General features: G+C 31.1%; 24 protein-coding genes and 1 tRNA gene. 7 read left to right on the top strand and 18 right to left on the bottom strand.

Annotated features, from left to right (window positions below; genetic code table 11):
• Window positions 1-14: 14 nt before the first annotated feature.
• The 4 genes from Q0770_RS00470 to Q0770_RS00455 are packed head-to-tail and all read right to left on the bottom strand — an operon-like array spanning window position 15 to window position 3138.
• Window positions 15-1499 (bottom strand): ATP-binding protein, encoded by a 1485-nt coding sequence (locus tag Q0770_RS00470; RefSeq protein ID WP_299112908.1) that lies wholly within the window; start codon window positions 1497-1499, stop codon window positions 15-17.
• Window positions 1496-1975 (bottom strand): Rab family GTPase, encoded by a 480-nt coding sequence (locus Q0770_RS00465; protein WP_299112906.1) that lies wholly within the window; start codon window positions 1973-1975, stop codon window positions 1496-1498. The genes Q0770_RS00470 and Q0770_RS00465 overlap by 4 nt, the downstream gene beginning before the upstream one ends.
• On the bottom strand, window positions 1975-2781 hold the full coding sequence (locus Q0770_RS00460; RefSeq protein WP_299112904.1) for a cell envelope biogenesis protein OmpA: 807 nt from the start codon (window positions 2779-2781) through the stop codon (window positions 1975-1977). Before Q0770_RS00460 ends, Q0770_RS00465 begins: the two co-directional genes overlap by 1 nt.
• Window positions 2782-2787: 6 nt before the next feature.
• Entirely contained in the window at window positions 2788-3138 is a 351-nt protein-coding gene (locus Q0770_RS00455) for a fructose 1,6-bisphosphatase (protein ID WP_299112902.1), read from the bottom strand.
• A gap of 578 nt (window positions 3139-3716) precedes the next feature.
• Here Q0770_RS00455 and Q0770_RS00450 point away from each other — a divergent pair.
• The 6 genes from Q0770_RS00450 (at window position 3717) to Q0770_RS00425 (ending at window position 7079) form a co-directional block, all read left to right on the top strand.
• Complete coding sequence (locus tag Q0770_RS00450; RefSeq protein ID WP_299112900.1) at window positions 3717-4646, top strand: type IX secretion system membrane protein PorP/SprF; 930 nt, start codon at window positions 3717-3719, stop codon at window positions 4644-4646.
• Between the two features lie 65 nt (window positions 4647-4711).
• Window positions 4712-5236 (top strand): isopentenyl-diphosphate Delta-isomerase, encoded by a 525-nt coding sequence (idi, locus tag Q0770_RS00445; protein WP_299112898.1) that lies wholly within the window; start codon window positions 4712-4714, stop codon window positions 5234-5236.
• A complete protein-coding gene (locus Q0770_RS00440; RefSeq protein ID WP_299112896.1) occupies window positions 5233-5643 on the top strand; it encodes a 6-carboxytetrahydropterin synthase in 411 nt (136 codons plus the stop codon). Before idi ends, Q0770_RS00440 begins: the two co-directional genes overlap by 4 nt.
• On the top strand, window positions 5644-6615 hold the full coding sequence (locus Q0770_RS00435; RefSeq protein WP_299112894.1) for a type I phosphomannose isomerase catalytic subunit: 972 nt from the start codon (window positions 5644-5646) through the stop codon (window positions 6613-6615).
• 71 nt (window positions 6616-6686) lie between these two features.
• Entirely contained in the window at window positions 6687-6956 is a 270-nt protein-coding gene (locus Q0770_RS00430; RefSeq protein ID WP_299112892.1) for a hypothetical protein, read from the top strand.
• A 49-nt stretch (window positions 6957-7005) separates the two neighbouring features.
• Window positions 7006-7079: transfer RNA gene (locus Q0770_RS00425), tRNA-Thr, on the top strand.
• Between the two features lie 198 nt (window positions 7080-7277).
• Here the strand turns inward: Q0770_RS00425 and Q0770_RS00420 are convergent.
• The 10 genes from Q0770_RS00420 to Q0770_RS00375 form a co-directional block, all read right to left on the bottom strand.
• Window positions 7278-8057: a hypothetical protein gene (locus Q0770_RS00420; protein WP_299112890.1), complete on the bottom strand. Its 780-nt coding sequence runs from the start codon at window positions 8055-8057 to the stop codon at window positions 7278-7280.
• Window positions 8058-8150: 93 nt separating this feature from the next.
• Window positions 8151-8873, bottom strand: coding sequence for a DUF4369 domain-containing protein (locus Q0770_RS00415; protein WP_299112888.1), 723 nt, complete (start codon window positions 8871-8873; stop codon window positions 8151-8153).
• 52 nt (window positions 8874-8925) lie between these two features.
• Window positions 8926-10185, bottom strand: a complete 1260-nt coding sequence (locus Q0770_RS00410; protein ID WP_299114044.1) for a DUF819 domain-containing protein — start codon at window positions 10183-10185, stop codon at window positions 8926-8928.
• Between the two features lie 549 nt (window positions 10186-10734).
• Complete coding sequence (locus Q0770_RS00405; RefSeq protein ID WP_299112886.1) at window positions 10735-10902, bottom strand: Arc family DNA binding domain-containing protein; 168 nt, start codon at window positions 10900-10902, stop codon at window positions 10735-10737.
• Between the two features lie 2 nt (window positions 10903-10904).
• Window positions 10905-11405, bottom strand: coding sequence for a DUF1648 domain-containing protein (locus Q0770_RS00400; RefSeq protein WP_299112885.1), 501 nt, complete (start codon window positions 11403-11405; stop codon window positions 10905-10907).
• Window positions 11406-11408: 3 nt separating this feature from the next.
• Entirely contained in the window at window positions 11409-11567 is a 159-nt protein-coding gene (locus Q0770_RS00395; RefSeq protein WP_299112883.1) for a DUF4177 domain-containing protein, read from the bottom strand.
• A gap of 2 nt (window positions 11568-11569) precedes the next feature.
• On the bottom strand, window positions 11570-11752 hold the full coding sequence (locus Q0770_RS00390) for a hypothetical protein (protein WP_299112881.1): 183 nt from the start codon (window positions 11750-11752) through the stop codon (window positions 11570-11572).
• A gap of 1 nt (window position 11753) precedes the next feature.
• The gene (locus Q0770_RS00385; protein WP_299112879.1) at window positions 11754-12614 is read right to left on the bottom strand and encodes an SPFH domain-containing protein; all 861 of its coding nucleotides are present in this window, start codon (window positions 12612-12614) and stop codon (window positions 11754-11756) included.
• 298 nt (window positions 12615-12912) lie between these two features.
• Window positions 12913-13842 carry an alpha/beta hydrolase gene (locus tag Q0770_RS00380; RefSeq protein ID WP_299112877.1) on the bottom strand — a complete coding sequence of 310 codons (930 nt, stop codon included), beginning with the start codon at window positions 13840-13842 and terminating at the stop codon, window positions 12913-12915.
• 358 nt (window positions 13843-14200) lie between these two features.
• Window positions 14201-14806 carry an alpha-ketoglutarate-dependent dioxygenase AlkB gene (locus Q0770_RS00375; RefSeq protein ID WP_299112875.1) on the bottom strand — a complete coding sequence of 202 codons (606 nt, stop codon included), beginning with the start codon at window positions 14804-14806 and terminating at the stop codon, window positions 14201-14203.
• Between the two features lie 26 nt (window positions 14807-14832).
• Here Q0770_RS00375 and Q0770_RS00370 point away from each other — a divergent pair, with 26 nt between their 5' ends.
• On the top strand, window positions 14833-15519 hold the full coding sequence (locus Q0770_RS00370; protein ID WP_299112873.1) for a M15 family metallopeptidase: 687 nt from the start codon (window positions 14833-14835) through the stop codon (window positions 15517-15519).
• Here Q0770_RS00370 and Q0770_RS00365 read toward each other — a convergent pair.
• The 4 genes from Q0770_RS00365 to Q0770_RS00350 form a co-directional block, all read right to left on the bottom strand.
• On the bottom strand, window positions 15516-16682 hold the full coding sequence (locus Q0770_RS00365; RefSeq protein ID WP_299112871.1) for an MFS transporter: 1167 nt from the start codon (window positions 16680-16682) through the stop codon (window positions 15516-15518). The genes Q0770_RS00370 and Q0770_RS00365 overlap by 4 nt on opposite strands.
• Before the next feature lie 10 nt (window positions 16683-16692).
• Entirely contained in the window at window positions 16693-17208 is a 516-nt protein-coding gene (locus Q0770_RS00360; protein WP_299112869.1) for a hypothetical protein, read from the bottom strand.
• A gap of 195 nt (window positions 17209-17403) precedes the next feature.
• The gene (locus Q0770_RS00355) at window positions 17404-18393 is read right to left on the bottom strand and encodes a hypothetical protein (RefSeq protein WP_299112867.1); all 990 of its coding nucleotides are present in this window, start codon (window positions 18391-18393) and stop codon (window positions 17404-17406) included.
• A gap of 129 nt (window positions 18394-18522) precedes the next feature.
• The gene (locus tag Q0770_RS00350) at window positions 18523-18861 is read right to left on the bottom strand and encodes a DUF6249 domain-containing protein (protein WP_299112865.1); all 339 of its coding nucleotides are present in this window, start codon (window positions 18859-18861) and stop codon (window positions 18523-18525) included.
• Window positions 18862-18875 lie beyond the last annotated feature (14 nt).

Below are 18875 nucleotides of genomic sequence, written 5' to 3'. Positions count from 1 at the left end.
GAAGGCAAAAGTAGTTATTTTATGTGCAATTCTATATGCTCAATTAAGCTTTCTTCATCAAAAGGTTTGTGTAGTATAGAGTCGTAATGACCGTTGTACAGTTTGGCTGTGTTCTTATCGATTTTAAATCCAGTTATAATAACTATTGGTGTCTTATTTTTCGAATTAATAACTTTAGCTGTTTCCAGGCCGGTAAGACCATCCATTTTATAATCCATTAAAATAAGGTCGTAAGATTTCTTTTTGCAAAGTTCAATAGCTTGCTCACCATTAGGCGCAATATCTAAAAAGTAAGGTTTATGCTGCGCTATCATTTTAAAAATGCTTAATTGGTCATTTGGGTTGTTTTCAACCAATAAGATTTCTTTGTTTTCAGAATTACTTTCTGAAATGATTTTCTTTTGTTCAGTAAGTGGAGTAGTTGCTCTAACTGTAACTGAGAATGAAGACCCTTTGCCGACTTCACTTTCTAAAGTGATTTTGGAGTCCAATAGCTCAGCTAATTCTTTAGCTAGTGTTAGACCTAATCCATTGCCAATTGTATTTTTACTTTGTTCTAACCTAGTGAAACTTCTAAAAATAGTTTCGTGATGTTCTTTAGGAATGCCAATACCTGTATCGTTTACAGTGATAGAAAATGTAATTTTCCGTGCCCTTTTATAGACAGGTTTAACCACTAAAGAAATGCTTCCCGCATCAGAATATTTTAGAGCATTATTAAGTAAGTTTTTAACAATTTGCTGTATCCGAAACTTATCACTAACCACATAAGTAGGCATTTCAGCATCATACTCAGTAACAAATGTAAGTCCAACTTCAGCGCATTTTTTTGAGTATTCAGCACTTAATAGATTAATAAGTTTTTTTAAACTAAATCGTGTTTTGTTTATTTGAAGATTACCGGTTTCAATAAGCGATATATCAAAAATATCATTAGCCATCGATTTTAGTACATCAGATGAGTTACTCAATATATCAAGATACTCTTTATGAGTAGTACTTAAAGATGTCTTTTTCAGCATTCCAGTAAAGGTGAGTATGCTCTGAATAGGACTAACTATTTCATGATTAAAATTAGCAATAAATTTGTTTTTTATTGCTTCCTTTCTGCTTAAATTAAGATTGTCTTGCGCTAATAGTTCTGCATTAATGGCTGTCTCATTCCTTGATTGCGTTAAGCTATGAAATGAATTATAGTGTTTTGAAAAATCCGAGATTATGATTAAAAAGTCATCAGAATCTATAATCTTTTTTATGGTAATATCGCATATAAGTTTTTTGTCTTCTATATTAAAATGAACACAAGAAAAATGAATGCTTCCTTCTTCAATTGAGTCAAAAATATGAGTAAAAAATAAGTGAATTTCTTCAATATTTTTACCTGATTCTGCAAGAAACAAAACATGATCACTTTCTAGAATTTTACCATCATTACTTGTAAGGATAAACTGCGTGTTCTCCTCTAAGTATAATGACCTAAGTTGTTTTAAAGTGTTCATTTTGATAGTTCTGACGCAATACTAAGAAACAAAGTTTCAATATTCTCTCCAGTTTTAGCACTCGTTAAATAGTCGGTAATAGATACTATTTGTTTGTCTCTATCTTCTTGTATTGCTGTTTTTTCAAGTAAGTCTACTTTGTTGCCTATGACTTTAATTAATGCGTTTGGAAAATCTTTTTTTAATCCAGTTATCTGACTCTCTAAGTTTTGAAATGTAGAAGGACGTGTAATATCGTAAGTGATTATAAAGCTATGCGCACCAAGCAAATAAGATTTGTTAATACGGTTAATATCTTTTGTACCTTCAATATCCCAAAGAATTAATGATATATCTTCAACATCTTTCTTTAAAATATGCACACCAATAGTAACTTTATAATCAGAGCTAAATTCGTCGGTAACATACTTACGCATTACTGATGTTTTACCAACTCCAAAATGCCCTAACAGCACTATTTTTTTTGAATTTGACATTAAGAAAAACTAGTTTTTAGAGCATTAGAAAGTTTAGAATTTGAAGCTGTAGCTTTATAGTGTTTTTTTGAGAAATTCAATAGCTTGTCTTTTAGTTTCTGTTGATAGTTTGCATCAAAAACGCCATGGACTACAACAGCGATATAATATGTTTTAAAATTCTGAATATGAATGTTGTATAAGCCATATTCTATAGACTCTAAATTATCATTGCCAGTTTTAAAGGCATCTTCTACAAAACTTTTTATGGCAGTTAACATACCAGATAAAACGTCTTTATCAATTGTCTTTGTAATAGAGTAATTTCCTTTAAGTATGCCAGAGTTTTTCTCAATAATATAAATCTCTTGAATTTCTGTTTCTCCTATTTGGTTAAGTATTAATTGATCTTCCTCTACGCCTGTAAATTTAGATTTGGCGGTTCTGAAGAAACCCATAAAAGAAAAACGCTTTTTTATTTGGGAATTTATTTTTTCTGATAAGATTTGAAACTCTTTCTGAATGTATTTTTTAATCATTTTACCAATGATAGGATAAAGTGCATCTACAACCTGGTCTTTGGAGTTTTCAATTTCATTTTTTAATGACTCAGTAATTACTGGTCCAAGAGCAATAGGTATTTCTTCAGTGTAAGCGTCTAATTTTTTATCTATTATTGGGTCTACTTTTTTAGAAAGCTGTTTTTTGCTCTCCAGTAAATCTTCAAGATGTTTTATTTTTAACTTTAGTGCATTAATTTCTAATCTGTCATCATTGAGAAGAAGATTTTTTAATAAATCTATTTTTGTTTCTTCACCTTGATGCACAGTGGATTAGTCATTTAGTTTATTACCCAATTTTATAAATAAGTCACTTAAAGATTTCTTGTTTACTAAGGTGTCATTTAATGTGCCTACCTTTTCTTCAAGCTTATCATCTAGCTCAGTAATTCTAATGTTTATATCACTGCCAAGAGTGTCTATTGCAGTTTCTAACTCTTTTCTTGTTTCACTAATAAGATCAAGCAATTCTTCTTTTTTATTAGCAATATCATTTTTTATAGTCTCAAACTCCTTATTGTAAGAACTGATATTTTCGCCAAAAATAATATTCTTAATAGCATCTATCTTAGATGTTTCAAGAGTTTCTTCCTTAGGTGTTTTGCCGTTTACTTTCGCTTTCATCTCGTAAATAATTTAATATGCAATATATAAAACAATGGTCTAAAAGATATAATTTTTAAAAATTATAATCAGCCTTTGCTTTAATCTCTCAAAGTAATCTTTTTGCAAAAAATTACTATTCATTATTGTTCTTGAGCATAAAATAGATTTTGTCGATAAAAATGGGATTTTATCTATAAAAATGAAATTCATAAAAATCTAAATAATTATAAAAAATATAACAAGCGTAAATTTGATATAACATTATGTCAAAAATGGACTAATTAACCCAACGAAAATTATAAATAAATGGGAGTTATTTATAAAAGCGTTGGGTTTTATTTTTTATTCTATTTTTAATGTAATTGTTGTTGATTTTTCTAAAACATAAACTAAGTATTTATACGTAATCTTCTTTTATTAAAAATTGTAGATGATTGAGTATATTTAACGAACTTTCTACTAATGATTATGGAATCCAATAAAACATTTCTTATAATTTGTACTAATCAATATACTAACAGCATATTAGAAATTAATAATAGATGGACAATATAGTTTATGGCATTGGATATTATAATATTTAGTTTTGTATACAAATGAAAAATACGATAGGTAAACCATCATTAATTAGCATAGTTGTAGTTCTTACGCTAATATCAACATTTAGTTATGGACAACAAGACCCTCAGTATACACACTATATGTACAATACTTTGAGTATAAATCCTGCATATGCAGGACAAAGAGAAACATTAAGTATAGTTGGTCTTCATCGAACACAGTGGGTAGGTATTGATGGAGCACCACAAACTCAATCTTTAGGAATACATTCTCCTTTACGTAACGAAAGGCTAGCAATTGGTTTAAATGTAGTAAGTGATGCTCTGGGGCCAGCTAGAGAATCTTTTATAGACGCTAACTTTTCATACACAATACCAATTAATGATAATAACACAAAATTATCGTTTGGGATTAAGGCAGGTTGGCATAATATAAGTACGGATTGGAGTAAGGGGCAGTTTCAAGATGAAGATGTACTATTTAACCAAAACATTAGTCAAAATGCATTAATATTAGGTACAGGTTTATATTTAAGTAGTCGTGATTGGTATTTAGGATTTTCTGCTCCAAATTTTTTAACTACAGAGCATTATGATGACTTTGAAGAATCACTAGCTACAGAGCGTTTGCACTTTTTTTTTACAGGAGGTTATGTTTTTGATTTGAATAGTAATGTTAAGTTAAAACCATCTTTTTTGGTTAAAGCTGTTTCTGGAGCACCCTATATTATTGATTTATCTGCCAATGCATTATTAAATGATAAGTTAACAGTAGGCTTAGCATGGCGCTGGGATGATTCTATTGCAGGTTTAGCAGGATTTCAGATTTCTGATCAGATGTATATTGGCTACGGTTATGATTTAACAACTTCTGGTATAAATAACTACAACAGTGGTACGCACGAGATAATTTTAAGATTTGAAATTAAAAAGATTGGTAAAATTATATCGCCACGTTTTTTCTAAAATAACGTGATTTATTTATGATATCATTATAAATTTTCTTAACATTTGATTGTAATTTTGTTTTTATGAATGAAGAACAAGTCATCTTAGTTAATGAGTTTGATGAGCAAATAGGATTAATGCCTAAATTAGAAGCTCATGAGAAAGCGGTATTGCATCGTGCTTTTTCTGTTTTTGTGTTTAATAACAAAAACGAATTAATGTTGCAGCAACGTGCTTTACACAAATACCATTCGCCAGGATTATGGACAAATACTTGTTGTAGTCATCAGAGAGATGGTGAGACTAATATAGAAGCAGGTACAAGACGTTTGCAAGAAGAGATGGGCTTTGTTACCTCTCTTGAAGAGACGACATCTTTTATATACAAAGCACCTTTTGATAATGGTTTAACAGAGCATGAATTAGACCATATTATGATAGGTTATTACCAAGATACTCCCGTTATTAATACAGATGAAGTAGCAGCTTGGAAATGGATGCCTTTAGAAGATGTTAAGGCAGATATGAAAAAGAATCCTCAGGAATATACCGCTTGGTTCAAGATTATATTTGAGAAGTTTTACGAACACATTAATATTACCAAATGAAAGTAACCGTATGCAGAAGAGCACATTTTAATGCTGCGCACCGTTTGTATCGAAAAGATTGGAGTTTTGAAAAAAACGATGCTGTTTTTGGTAAATGCAATAACCCTAACTTTCATGGACATAATTATGAGTTAATCGCTAGTGTAACAGGAGAGATAGATCCAGAAACGGGCTATGTTATTGATGTAAAGATTCTAAAAGATATTATTAAGTCCGAGGTAGAAGATGCCTTTGATCATAAAAATTTAAACCTGGAAGTTCCAGAATTTCAAGACTTAAATCCAACAGCAGAAAACATTGTTGTAGTTATTTATAACAAATTAAAGGCTAAATTAGATGCTAAATTTGATTTAGAAGTTACGCTTTACGAGACCCCTCGTAACTTTGTAAAATATTCAGGCCAGTAAATGCAAAAACCATTATATCCATTAAAGTTCAATCCCATTTTAAAAGATAAAATTTGGGGAGGAGAGAAACTTTCAAAATACCTTAACAAAGCTTCAAATTCTACTCAAGTAGGAGAGAGTTGGGAGATAAGTGATGTAGAAGGCGATATATCTGTTGTAATTAATGGCGCATTAAAAGGACAGTCTTTAAAAGACCTTTTAAAAGATTACCATTCTAATTTAGTAGGAGAAAAGAATTATGAGCAATTTGGAGATAAGTTTCCATTACTCATAAAGTTTATTGATGCTAAGCAAGATTTAAGTATTCAGTTGCATCCTGATGATAAATTAGCCGCTGAACGCCATAACTCATTTGGTAAAACCGAAATGTGGCATGTGATGCAATCCGATGAAGATTCAAATCTTATAGTAGGATTCAACCAAAAAGTGACGCCAGAAAAATACCTTCAGCATCTAGAAGATAAAACCCTTACAGACATATTAAACTTTGATAAAGTTAAAAAAGGAGATACCTATTTTATAGAAGTAGGTCGTGTACATGCTATTGGCGCAGGAGTGATGTTAGCAGAAATACAGCAAACAAGTGATATAACGTATCGTGTTTACGATTGGGATCGCGTAGATGACCAAGGCAATGAGCGAGAATTGCATAACGATTTGGCAATTGACGCCATAGATTTTAATATGAAAGATGACTTTAGAGTAGCATATAGCAAAACCAAAAATCAATCTAACAAAATGGTCAGTTGTCAATACTTTACAACCAATTATATTCAAATTGATTCGGAATTAGAAAAGGAAAATGATTTCGATTCCTTTGTCATATATATCTGCGTGGATGGTCAAGCAGAATTAATCACCTCTAATGGCTCCGAAACTATTAAAGAAGGCGAAACATTATTGCTTCCTGCAGCAATAAAAAACTACACTTTAAAGGCGGCACATGCCGAAGTATTAGAGGTCTACGTTTAAGCCTATCTTATTTCAAAAAAACGATTATAGATTACAAGGATTTATTACTTTTGTCCCATAAATAAATTATCATGGCAAATAAAAGAGATTTAAAGAAAGACATAAACTACGTTTTAGGAGATATTATTGAGGCGGTTTATGTTTGGGAGCTGGCAAATGCTGAAAAACCAACAAAAGAAAGTGATGCAATTATCGATGAAGCTATAGCTACTTTTGACGAGTTAATTACTAAAGTAAATGACCGTAGTGCAGAAAACAAAAAGGCACACTTCAAAGCAATTAATACTGAGCTTGAAGACAAAGGAAGAGCATTAATCGAAAAAATTAACAAATTAAAATAAAATTGATTTGCAGATTTAAATTTCTAATTTAAATTTGCGCTCTGTTTTTGCCGATGTAGCTCAGCTGGCTAGAGCAGCTGATTTGTAATCAGCAGGTCGTGGGTTCGAGTCCCTCCATCGGCTCTTAATTAAAAACTCCAATCGTAATTGATTGGAGTTTTTTGTATCTAAAGTTTTAAATTTTCGTTTAACGGTTTTGTGTATGCTAGTTGCGGAAAATCAGCTATGATTTTTCCGCCGTAACCGAAAGATAATTAATAAGATTGAATTTCCGAGAGGAAATCCAATCTTATTAATTATACACGTTGTTAGGCATAGTTTCTAATTTTCAATTAACCTTAATACTTCAAAAACTTTTCTTCCATTACTGGTTAATTTGTAGGATATTTCTCTCTGCATAGTATTACTAACTTCTATAAGTCCAATTTTGAAAAAATATTTAATATGTTCAGGCTCATTATTTTTTGAAAACCAAACACTACTTTTTTCTCCTTGCAGAGCGAATTCAACAAACTTATCTGTATAATCTTTCTTTTTCAATCTTTCTTGATAGATTTCAATATTACTTTTTTGACTATTTCCCTTTTCAATTGAAGTCACTTGGGGTTCTTCTAAATTATCTAATGATAATTCATCAATACGGTTTTCCAACCTAGATATCTCATTTAAAAGTTTTACTCTATTCTCTCTTTCATCTTCTAGTTTATTTTCAATAAGATTTTTCTCTTGTTTTAATCTATCATATTCTTCTTTCAATACGATTGATTTACTATCAGTAATCTTATATATCCAAGGGGTTATTTGTTTTTCTGATAGATTAATAATAAATCTTGAAACATTCAATAAAACATATGTCAAGATTAATAGTCCAAGAGACCATAAAATGTTCGTTAGTAGGTTTGTGATGAAATCATTTTCAGAATAGTATGTTTTAATAAAATTTACCTTAAAATCTAGATTGTGGATTTTATCAAAATTAAATAGTGTGTAAACAAGTAACCAATTTCTGATTATCCAAACAATTAAATAAGTGCCTAAAAAAGGATTACGTGTTTTTTCTTTGAAATTATCTTTAAATGAAATTAGGAAATCTTTTATCATATGTTTTTCTAATTATACCTAACGACCGTTAAACGAAGTTAGACTTTTAAAAATGAAAAGCCAAGTGGATGTTCCGACCAAATAATGAACATTTTATTTAAGACTATCCTGAGTTTTTTTATAATCCTCAAGTACACTCCCTAAAGTCTTACCGTAGTAGGATTGCTTTATGTTATCGGTGAGATTGTTATAAATGCTATCAAGGTACTTTACACTTGTGTTAGGTATTTCGTAAAGAGCCAAATAAGGTGCTACTTCACTGTCTTTATTGTTTAATGCAAAGTTTATTGTAGAAGCATATTTAAGCTTTAAGAGACGCTGAGAACGCTTTACTAAAGAATCTGATGTTATAGTGTCATTTTGCTTCATAGCCTCATAATTAGCTTTTATAAGATCTAAATTGTTATCATTAAAATCTGACATTAATTTTAAATAATCTTCTAATAGCGCTTGTTGCTTGGAACCTGTAATTTTAGAATCAGAATTAAAGTTTTTTAATGAGGTATTTATTTCAGTCACCCCTTTATCGGCAAAGAATGGGATAAAATAATCTTGACCGTCATTCTTATCTAGTTTTAAATAAAGTAAAACAGGTTCTTCAATAGTTGTTTGGAGTGTGAAATTTGGTTCTCCTTTAATTGAGACAGAGTCCAAATCTATTATCATAGAATCTCCATCTTTTTGAAGATAGACAACACCTTTTTTAAGGTCTTTTATAGAGCCTGTTAAAGTGAAATTTGCTTCGTTGTCTTTTCCGCATGAAAAAAATAAAGATGTAATTACAATAGTAAATAGTAGATTCTGAAATTTGGTCATGTCTCTGTTTTAATTTTTGCTTGGCAAATATCTAATATTCATTTTACAAATGCTAACCGCCAGCGGCTATTTGCATTAAAATTGTACAGCCAATAGCTGCAATGGTCCCTACGGCATAACCAAATACAGCCAAAAGAACACCAACAGTTGCTAACGACGGATGAAAAGCCGATGCCACAATAGGTGCAGAAGCTGCACCACCAACATTGGCTTGGCTACCTACCGCTAAGAAAAAGTAAGGCGCTTTAATAAGTTTTGCAACCCCAATAAGTAACAGTGCATGTATGGTCATCCATACGATACCAATAAGTATAAGTCCAGCGTTATCAAAAATTAAACTTAAGTCCATTTTCATACCAATAGTTGCCACAAGAATATAAATAAATACGCTGCCAAATTTACTTGCGCCAGCACCTTCGTAATTTTTGGCTTTTGTGTATGACAATGCTATAGCAATTAGTGTAGCAATACTAATCATCCAAAAGAATTTTGACCCTAAAAATGTAAATATATTTCTTGTTGTTGGACTTTCTATTCCACTTACAAGTGTATCAAAATATGGTGCTAAATAATCTGAAGATAAATGTGCAATACTCACAGCACCAAATGCTAGTGCAGCAATAATCATAATGTCCGTTAATGATGGGTTTCGTTTTACACTCTCGGAAAAACTCGATACTTTTTCCTTTAATTCTTCAATAGAAGATGTGTCGGCTTTTAGCCATTTATTAATTCGGTTTCGTTTTCCAATTCCTATTAGGATTATAGCCATCCAAATATTAGCAACCACAATATCTACAAATACCATAGCGCCATAAGATTTTGGATTGTATTGGTATATCTCAAGCATTGCTGTTTGGTTAGCACCACCGCCAATCCAACTACCAGCTAGTGTAGATAAGCCACGCCATACGGCATCAACGCCTATGCCACCAACAGTCTCGGGAGAAAAAGTAGCAATCAACAATATAGCTATTGGTCCACCAATAATAATGCCTATGGTTCCTGTAAAAAACATAACTAAAGCTTTCCACCCTAAATTAAAAACAGCTTTTAGGTCTATACTCAAGGTCATTAAAACAAGAGCGGCAGGTAATAAGTATCTACTTGCCATATAATATAGATCAGTACCGTGTTTGATTATTTTCTTGTCATCAGAAATAGTTTCCCATTCTGGAGCGATTAAACCTGAAGTTGTGAGTACAGCAGGCAACATATATGCAACAAAAAGCCCAGGAACTATTTTATAAAACTTGGACCAAAAGCCATTTTTTAAAGATTCAGAAAAGAAGACTATTCCAAGTGCAAGCATTAATAATCCAAAAACTATAGTGTCTTTTGTAAATAAAGGAGCTTTTACAATAGCTGTGGACTTTTTATTTATAATTTTTACATCTAGCTTCTGGTTATCATTATAAAAATTAGCCTTTTTAACTTCTATAATACTCTTATCTACAAAACTTTCATCAGCCTTAATTTCAATATTGAATATTATTTCAGAATCTATTGATAGATTATTTTTTGCTTTGAATTTAACTACAGAAGTGTAGTTGTCAAATTCTATAGAGAAGTTGTCTTTGTAGTTTTTAATATTTACATCTTTAAATTTTGCTATTGAATCTAAAGTAGTGAGTTCAATTTCGAATTTATCAAAAGAGACTTTATTCAAGTAGATTGGTATTTCAAATTTTCTTGCACTGTTTTCATTAACAGTCTCTATTGTTAATTCTTGACCAAAACTGGCATTAGATATAAATATTAATGAAAGAAAAAAAAGGCAATTTTTGAGTAATGTTTTCATATTTGAAATTTATGTAAGCAAAATACAAAAATAGAAATACAAAAAAAGTGACTGTAAAAGTCACTCTTTGTTTTTTTGTTTGGGTTGGCGTTTATGTTCCTTGAGGTATTGCATTAGCATCCATTCTATTTGACCATTAGTACTGCGAAACTCGTCCGCAGCCCATTTTTCAATAGCCTTTAGCATGTCTTCATTAATCCGTAATGCAAATGCCTTTTTCTTTGCCATGACTATTTATTCTTTTTTTGATATATAATTATTACGACTACCAATAGTAAACATGCACCAACAACTATAAATGGAAATCCGATACCCAGACTTGAAGAGCTCTGTTGAGCTCCAACTATAATTTTGTAACTAATGTAGGCAAACAATAAAGTACATAAAAAATTAACGATACGTAAAACTCTTGTGCTAAAACGGTATTGTTTTAAAGCATTTTCTTCTGTAATATTTACTGTGTAATTGTGTAAGTGTGGAAATTTACTAAGTGCTAACATACCTAAATACATTACTGTTGCGAGACTTGGTAAAAACCAAAGAAATAGTTTTTTGCTATAGCCATCAGGTTCTCCTGATGCATTGAAATGTGATGGAATACTATCTGGTAGGTTTCCATATTCAATAATAATATGAGACCACATCAGAATTATAATCGCAATACTAGCTAGTTCTATTACAATATCTAATGTTTCAAAGGGAACTTTTATTTTTGGCCTGTCGTTTTTCACGTCTTATCTGTTTTTATCGCGCTCTAGAATCACCATTGCTGAGTTTGGTACAATATGTTTTACTTCCCAGCCTTCTCTTGCATATTGATTCAATATATCTTCGTATTTCTGCATTCTGTTTTTTAATCCAAGTTTTGGATGTATAACTTTATATTCTTTCATGTTTAATCTTCTTTTTTATGGTCTTTAAATATTACTAAAGCAAGTACAACACCTATTATAATACCTATTAATGAACCATAAACCAAGCTCATAGGGATGTTACCAGTCACAGCTCCTATGGTAGTGCCAATGCTTGTGCCCATGGCACTACCAATAGCGATACTGTATATTTGATTCTTATTCATACTAATGACTTAAAGTTCCTGTGTTAACTACTGGGGATGCATCTTTATCACCGCACAGTACAACCATAAGATTACTAACCATAGCCGCTTTGCGCTCTTCATCTAAGTCCACAACGTCATTTTTGTTTAATTCTTCAATAGCCATTTCTACCATGCTTACGGCACCTTCTACAATTTTGTGTCTTGCTGCAACAATAGCTGTAGCTTGTTGACGCTTAAGCATAGCGTTTGCAATTTCTTGGGCATAAGCTAGATAGCCGATACGTGCTTCTAACACTTCAATACCTGCAATAGAAAGACGCTCGTCTATTTCTTTTTCTAATGCGTTACTCACTTCGTTAACACTAGAGCGAAGTGTAATGTCTTCATCATGACCTTCGTCAGCAAAATTATCGTATGGATACATACTAGCTAACTTACGTACAGCAGCATCGGTTTGTACTCGTACAAAATTTTCATAGTTATCTACATCAAAAGCAGCTTTATAGGTGTTTTGAACTCGCCAAACCAATATGGTGCTAATCATAACTGGGTTTCCTAATTTGTCATTTACCTTTAAGCGTTCACTATCAAAATTACTAGCACGTAATGATATTTTCTTTTTGGTATAAAAAGGATTTACCCAGTAGTAGCCGTTCTTTTTTATTGTACCTACATACTTTCCGAATAATAATAACACACGAGAACCATTAGGTTGCACCATTACAAAGCCAAAAGCCATTATTAGTGATAAGAAAATAGTAATACCTGGCCAAGGCGTTTGAAGGGCGATAATTGTTGCAATGCTTCCAAAAAACAACAGTAGGAATATAAAGAGCATAAAATAGCCATTAGCTGGAACAATGATTTTTTCTTCTTTCATAATTTTAAATTTAATTGGTTAATCATTTATTTTGATATTAAAATGATATCATAAAGATATAATTTAAAATATTAGTAACCAAATAATATTTTTTGTTACACTGAATTTATTTTTTATTCAAGATAAAGTTTGGCACGGCATTTGTTAATATTAAAGTGTAATGATTAATGCGGAAGTCGGCTGGTTACCGACATACTACAAACGCTTTCATTACGATTGGTTGGTTAGTTAGTAAAAAAGCCGTTTCTTTTTAGAAACGGCTTTTTTAATTTTAGATATTATGTGAAGTTACTTGTTCTTACTGTTTAATAAAACTAATTATTTCATTGATAAGTTCTGGATTAATCTCTCTAAAAGATTCATTGTAAGATTTAGAATTTTCAAGTTTGTCGCCTTCTATAGTAAACAACACATGGTTCATGTTTTCTATAATCTTTAATTCAGCTTTATTATTTGCTTTAGCAAGTAATTTTGCTTCTTCTACTGAAACTTGTAAATCTTTTGTGCCATTAACTATAAGTACTGGCATGCTTAAGTTAGCGATAACTTCAGTTGGATTATAGGTCATCCAAGAAATCATAAATGGTTGCGTTTCCATATTAAACATAGCCCCAAGAGCTGGAGGGAAGTCTGTAGTGGTCTTTCCAGATTTTAAAGCTTTAACCACACGCTTAGTATCTTCTACAAACTGTCTTGCCGTATTATTGATTTGATCTACAATAACGTCACCGATATTTTGCCCGGCGCCAGCAAGTGATATAAAACCATCAATATTATCTTCTGAAGCTAGCATACCTACCAAACTTCCTTGACTATGACCAATTACATAGATTTTTGAAAACTGATTCTTTTCTTTAAAATAACTAATCACTGATTTTGCATCATTGACAAAATCTTCAAAACGCATTTCTTTTACATTAACCTTTCCGCGTTTTATTTGTTTCACAATACGTTTATCATATCTAAAAGAGGCAATGTTGTTATTGGCTAATTGATTAGCAAGTTTTTTTAGATTATTACTTTTTAAAAAATTTTGATTACCATTTCGGTTTGTAGGCCCGGAACCGGCAATTATAATTGCTAAAGCTGGTTTTGCTGTGTTCTTAGGTATTACTAAACTTCCATCTATTAAATCTGTAATACTAATTTCTTCTTCTACATAAGTTTTTTCTTGAGTAAAAACTGTGGTTGAAATAAATAATAGTAGTGTATATAAAATCGTTTTCATACGAAGTGTTTCTTTTATAACGCAAAGTTAATTTTAAAATTTTATAATAGGCTTTTAGCAAATTTTATACCATGCTTATTTGAATTTATAGTGTTCATCATGATGCATTTCAACGGTAAAATAGTGTTTTTAACGGATAAATGTTAAAATTTAGTGTATTTCATCGATAAATATAGTTTTTAATCGTTGTAATCAAAATACACTTTTATATTTGTTATGTACTAAATTAGTTTTTAGTTCAATGGATTAATTAATTAAATATTTGCATTATGTTGTTGGCTTAGGAATCCCGAATCTACCGGCATAAAATCAAAGCAAATTAGAAAAGTCGAGATTGAGGGATCTCGACTTTTTATTTTTATATACTTACCAAGTTTCTAAATGTTAGGTTAATTCGTTCTCCAATGTCTTTCTTTGTCTTTGCTATTTGGTGCAACCAATGTTCTTGCATAGCGCCTTTCATAATTAAAAGGCTTCCATGCTCAAGCATTATCTTATGACGTTCGTCTTTAAGTATCCTGTGCTTAAAATGAAAAGGTCTTTCTTCTCCAAAAGTTACAGATGCAATTATTGGATGTTTACCCAATTCTTTTTCGTTATCTGCATGCCAGCCATTACTGTCGTTCCCGTTTCTATATAAATTTAGTAAAACGGTATTAAATTTATGTTGTGCTAGAACTTCTACATGCTGTTTTATTACTAAAATTTCTTCAGGAAAAGCTTCAGAATGCATTGTTACACTTGAATATGAATAAGATGTGCCAGTATTACTATAAAGTGCTGTTAGTCTAGGTTGCTTATAGGTTTTACCAAATACAGTGATATCATCTTCTTGCCAATTGGTGTTTTTTAATAATGAATTAAAATATACATCAGCTTCTGATTTTGAAAAACAGTTTTTGATATATACCAAATGTGCATCTGGTAAATGAAACTCTTGTTTTTCTTCAGAAAATAAATTCATAAATAATTTTATCTAAATTAGCTACAATGAAGCTTTACAAAAATAGCGTAATTCTATTGTTAATTGTATTCTGTTTGTACGGTATGCAACAAAAAAACAGTATCCCAGATAGTTTTATAAACGTGTCTAAAGTTATTCCAGATTTAAATATTGAGTTACGTTATTATTCAATTAATAATTTTGTTGGTGATACTATAGATGGTTATAAATCAAATACACTTTATCTTACAAAAGCTTCTGCTAAGCATTTAAAACTAGTACAAGACGAATTGCAAAAACAAAATCTATGTCTTAAGATATATGACGGTTACCGTCCGCAACGCGCAGTCAATCATTTTGTGCGTTGGGCAAGAGAGGTTAATGATACATTAAAGAAGGCAGAGTTTTATCCTAATGTAAATAAGCGTCACTTATTTAGAGAAGGCTATATCGCTAGTAAGTCTGGGCATAGTCGCGGTAGTACAGTTGATTTAACTATTGTTAGTGGCAAAACAGGAATACCTTTAGATATGGGAAGTCCTTATGATTTCTTTGGTGAACCATCTTGGGTCGATTACCAAAATATTACGGATGAACAAAAGCAAAATCGTCAATTACTACAAGCCGTAATGCAAAAGCACGGTTTTAGAAATTACCCAAAAGAGTGGTGGCACTTTACACTGCGAGGAGAGCCATTTACAAATACTTTTTTTGATTTTGAGATTGTAGATTAATTCGTTTTTCTTAAGTGATACAATCCAAATAATGGTCCAATTCCTAAGATTACAAATAAAAATTGTGGATTATAAACTTCAACAAGCTTGTTAAAGACTAAAATGCTAATTATAGTTATAGTAAAACCAATACAATTTACAATAGTTAAAGCAGTCCCTTTTGAGTCAGGCTTTGTGTGTTGAGCTACTAATGTAGAGAATAGTGGAGAATCGGCGATAACTGCCATTCCCCATATAGTTAAAATAATGAAGAAGATTAATTTTGAGTCAATCATAAACAATAAGGGCGAAAACAGACAGCAAATACCTGAAATAAGTAGCGCAGTTACTGCAATGCGTTTTGTACCGTAAGTAAACGACAATTTTCCTCCAATAACACAACCCAAAGCACCAATGCCAATTATTATGAATGATAATAGCGGAATATTGAAGTTAAGGTCATTATGCATTTTAGAATACTTTTGAAGTAACAAAGGAACAAAAGCCCAAAATGTGTAAAGCTCCCACATGTGCCCAAAGTATCCAAACGCTGCCGATTTAAAAGCTTTATTTTTAAATACTTTAAAAATTTTACTACTGTCAAAATGTGAAGCTTTTTTGTAATATGGACCGTTTGGAACATATATTAAAACTAAAAGACCACCTAAAATCGACAAGCATGAAGTTGCAAGAACTACGGATTTCCAACTAATAACAATTATTTCAGCTTTTAGTATATGTGGAAAAGCAGTGCCCAAAACCAAAGCACCAACTAAATAACTTAGTGATTTGCCTAAGCCTTTTTCAAAATAATCTGAAGCTATTTTCATTCCAACAGGATAAATGCCTCCAAGGAAAAAGCCAGTAGCAAAACGAATACTTAGCAAAGAATAAATGTTATTACTTTCTAATAAGCACGTTAAGTTTATTAATCCAGCTGTAAGAGCTGAGTAAAAAAACACTTTAGAAGCTGAAAATCTATCAGTTACAGTTAGTAAAGCTAATATTAATGTCCCGATAATAAATCCAAGCTGAACAGCAGATGTTAATTGACCTAATGCATAATCTTGTAAATCAAAACTTTGGGATAAATCTTTGATTATAGCATTACCAGCAAACCAAAGCGATGTACAGCAAAATTGTGAAAAAATAATTATGGGTAGTATATGCTTTGGTAAATTCAATTTTTAAAATTTAATTGACTTTTAAGTCTACATAAACATCTTGAGTTCCATGATATGCTTTTCCAAATTCTATATTTATATCATAGTTAATATTATATATTTCAAGAACCTGGTCTAACTCATTCTTTCTTTGTTTGGCAAGTTTTAAATCATTTAGATATGAGTTTAAGGGGCCTATGGCAATAGGTAGAACAAATAAGACACCAACTAAAGAGATTATAAACGGAACAGAAGATATGGCATTGAATTTTAAAAGATACTTTGCTAAATAAAACCCAGCAAGTATCACAGCAAAGGCTACTGATAAGAAAATTATAAAATTGGCATATACAAGTAACCTTGTTTTTCTTACTTTCTCATATTCAACATTAATTTGCTCAATTTTTGTTTCTAATTTTTCACTAAAGTCTGCTTTTATACATCTATTATGAAAATCTGGTTTTTTATCTGTAATGCTGCAGAGTGTACCTACTTTGAAATCAATTTTCTGATGATTACAAATTTTACAATGACTGGTTATATCCATAAAAGGGGTAAATGATTACTTTTTATTTCGTTTTAGATGAATAAAAACACCGAAAAGATTTACCAGAAGCGCAATAGGAATTAAATAAGTTACTGACTCTTCTGTTTTAGCTTAGTAAATAATTATTCCTGCTAGCATTATGATTCCAACTAATGCAATTATTAAACCTGTTTTATCTTTCATATCCTAGTTAGCTTAGTTTTTAAAAACATGTAAATCTATGCCAATACCATAATTATTAAGACCTCTTTTCAGTAGCGTAGATTTAAAACCATTACCCTGTTTAAAAGCTTGCCAATCATTACCATTGATAAAGACGCGTTTTACAAACGTTCTATTAGTTTCAATTTTATCTGTAAATGGTAGGAGAGGTCTAAAATTTGTCGGGATTTTGACCATGCCGTTCCGACCTTTAATTTCTTTATACTTTTTATTAGGTAATAATTTACCATTTTCATCAGTATACCCTAAAACTTGCAACGATATAAAAATGCCGTTTTCTGGTACTAATATATTTTGCTCTGTAATATCCAATTCATGGTAATCACCATCCTTTTCGGTAGCTCTAAAAACAATAGTTTCCATATTTAGGTTTTTACCAGGTGTACCATCTATATTTTCGTATATATTAACCTTAAATAAGGTCGAAAAACGCTTCTTTACTTTATTTGAGCGTTTTCGGTTTTTCCAATCTTTAGACTCTAAAGCTATAGGGAATTTTATTTTCGCAATACGTTTTAGTTTATTATCCTGATTGGGAAAATATACAGCAATCTCTGATTCTATAGTAGGTAGCCAGCATTTGTAATAATCATCATCGAGATAAGGTTTTAGGCTTTCGGTTTTGTATTTCTTGTTTTTGGTTTTATCTAGTTGTACACCAATTACAACTTCATCTAGTTCATCGGCTTGAGGTTGTAAAAAGAGCTGAGGCTTTATTTTTTCTGATGAAAGTACTAAGTCTTTATAGCCTAATGCAGAAATAAAAAGCGAGTCTATATCTGGATACAGTTTTTTTGTAAAAACAAAAATACCTTCATCATCAGCCACAATACCATTGCCATTACCAAAAGATATAGAAGCGTAAGATACAGGAAGCTTAGATTCAGAATCTTTAATAGAAATTTGAGCTATACTTTGTAGTGTTAGCGTAACAAAAATAATAAGGTTAAGTGTTTTCAGCATGAATTAAAGATACATTTTTTGCTCGATAATCGAGGTTTAAAATGTTTTAACTGATATTTCAGATTTAGACTCAAAAAAAGCCGTTATCAATAATTATGATAACGGCTTTTTAATTGGGTTGATTGATTGTTACTCGTCTAAAGCTTTTCTGGTCTGCGTAAATCCTACATAAAGACCAACACCAGCCATTAAGAATATCATTGCTGGGTATACAGCATCATTATCTAGGTTAGAGTATGTATCTAATACATTAGCAATAAAAACACCAAGACCTATACCCATAGAAAGAAATGCTAAGTTTATAACTATAACCTTCCAAGAAGATCCTGTTCTTTTTCCTATGTTAAAGATACTAGCATCTGCACCTTTTTCGATAAGTGCTAAACGCTCTTTGTTGCGAGATGAAAAATAGAGGTAGAATACCCCAAATATTGATCCAAAAATTATTGCTAAAACTGCTACTTCCATAATGTGTTTTTTTA

The sequence above is a fragment of the uncultured Winogradskyella sp. genome, from assembly GCF_947501905.1.
Lineage (GTDB): Bacteria > Bacteroidota > Bacteroidia > Flavobacteriales > Flavobacteriaceae > Winogradskyella.
The sequence above is the reverse complement of the archived record's forward strand: the minus strand, read 5'-3'. Positions and strand labels throughout refer to the sequence as shown.

Bases quoted from the DNA above. Each gene is read 5' to 3' on its own strand.
- Q0770_RS00470 (WP_299112908.1), bottom strand. From the start codon at position 1,499: ATGAACACTTTAAAACAACTTAGGTCATTATACTTAGAGGAGAACACG.
- Q0770_RS00465 (WP_299112906.1), bottom strand. From the start codon at position 1,975: ATGTCAAATTCAAAAAAAATAGTGCTGTTAGGGCATTTTGGAGTTGGT.
- Q0770_RS00455 (WP_299112902.1), bottom strand. From the start codon at position 3,138: ATGAAAGCGAAAGTAAACGGCAAAACACCTAAGGAAGAAACTCTTGAA.
- Q0770_RS00450 (WP_299112900.1), top strand. From the start codon at position 3,717: ATGAAAAATACGATAGGTAAACCATCATTAATTAGCATAGTTGTAGTT.
- idi (WP_299112898.1), top strand. From the start codon at position 4,712: ATGAATGAAGAACAAGTCATCTTAGTTAATGAGTTTGATGAGCAAATA.
- Q0770_RS00440 (WP_299112896.1), top strand. From the start codon at position 5,233: ATGAAAGTAACCGTATGCAGAAGAGCACATTTTAATGCTGCGCACCGT.
- Q0770_RS00435 (WP_299112894.1), top strand. From the start codon at position 5,644: ATGCAAAAACCATTATATCCATTAAAGTTCAATCCCATTTTAAAAGAT.
- Q0770_RS00430 (WP_299112892.1), top strand. From the start codon at position 6,687: ATGGCAAATAAAAGAGATTTAAAGAAAGACATAAACTACGTTTTAGGA.
- Q0770_RS00420 (WP_299112890.1), bottom strand. From the start codon at position 8,057: ATGATAAAAGATTTCCTAATTTCATTTAAAGATAATTTCAAAGAAAAA.
- Q0770_RS00415 (WP_299112888.1), bottom strand. From the start codon at position 8,873: ATGACCAAATTTCAGAATCTACTATTTACTATTGTAATTACATCTTTA.
- Q0770_RS00410 (WP_299114044.1), bottom strand. From the start codon at position 10,185: ATGCTTGCACTTGGAATAGTCTTCTTTTCTGAATCTTTAAAAAATGGC.
- Q0770_RS00405 (WP_299112886.1), bottom strand. From the start codon at position 10,902: ATGGCAAAGAAAAAGGCATTTGCATTACGGATTAATGAAGACATGCTA.
- Q0770_RS00395 (WP_299112883.1), bottom strand. From the start codon at position 11,567: ATGAAAGAATATAAAGTTATACATCCAAAACTTGGATTAAAAAACAGA.
- Q0770_RS00390 (WP_299112881.1), bottom strand. From the start codon at position 11,752: ATGAATAAGAATCAAATATACAGTATCGCTATTGGTAGTGCCATGGGC.
- Q0770_RS00385 (WP_299112879.1), bottom strand. From the start codon at position 12,614: ATGAAAGAAGAAAAAATCATTGTTCCAGCTAATGGCTATTTTATGCTC.
- Q0770_RS00380 (WP_299112877.1), bottom strand. From the start codon at position 13,842: ATGAAAACGATTTTATATACACTACTATTATTTATTTCAACCACAGTT.
- Q0770_RS00375 (WP_299112875.1), bottom strand. From the start codon at position 14,806: ATGAATTTATTTTCTGAAGAAAAACAAGAGTTTCATTTACCAGATGCA.
- Q0770_RS00370 (WP_299112873.1), top strand. From the start codon at position 14,833: ATGAAGCTTTACAAAAATAGCGTAATTCTATTGTTAATTGTATTCTGT.
- Q0770_RS00360 (WP_299112869.1), bottom strand. From the start codon at position 17,208: ATGGATATAACCAGTCATTGTAAAATTTGTAATCATCAGAAAATTGAT.
- Q0770_RS00355 (WP_299112867.1), bottom strand. From the start codon at position 18,393: ATGCTGAAAACACTTAACCTTATTATTTTTGTTACGCTAACACTACAA.
- Q0770_RS00350 (WP_299112865.1), bottom strand. From the start codon at position 18,861: ATGGAAGTAGCAGTTTTAGCAATAATTTTTGGATCAATATTTGGGGTA.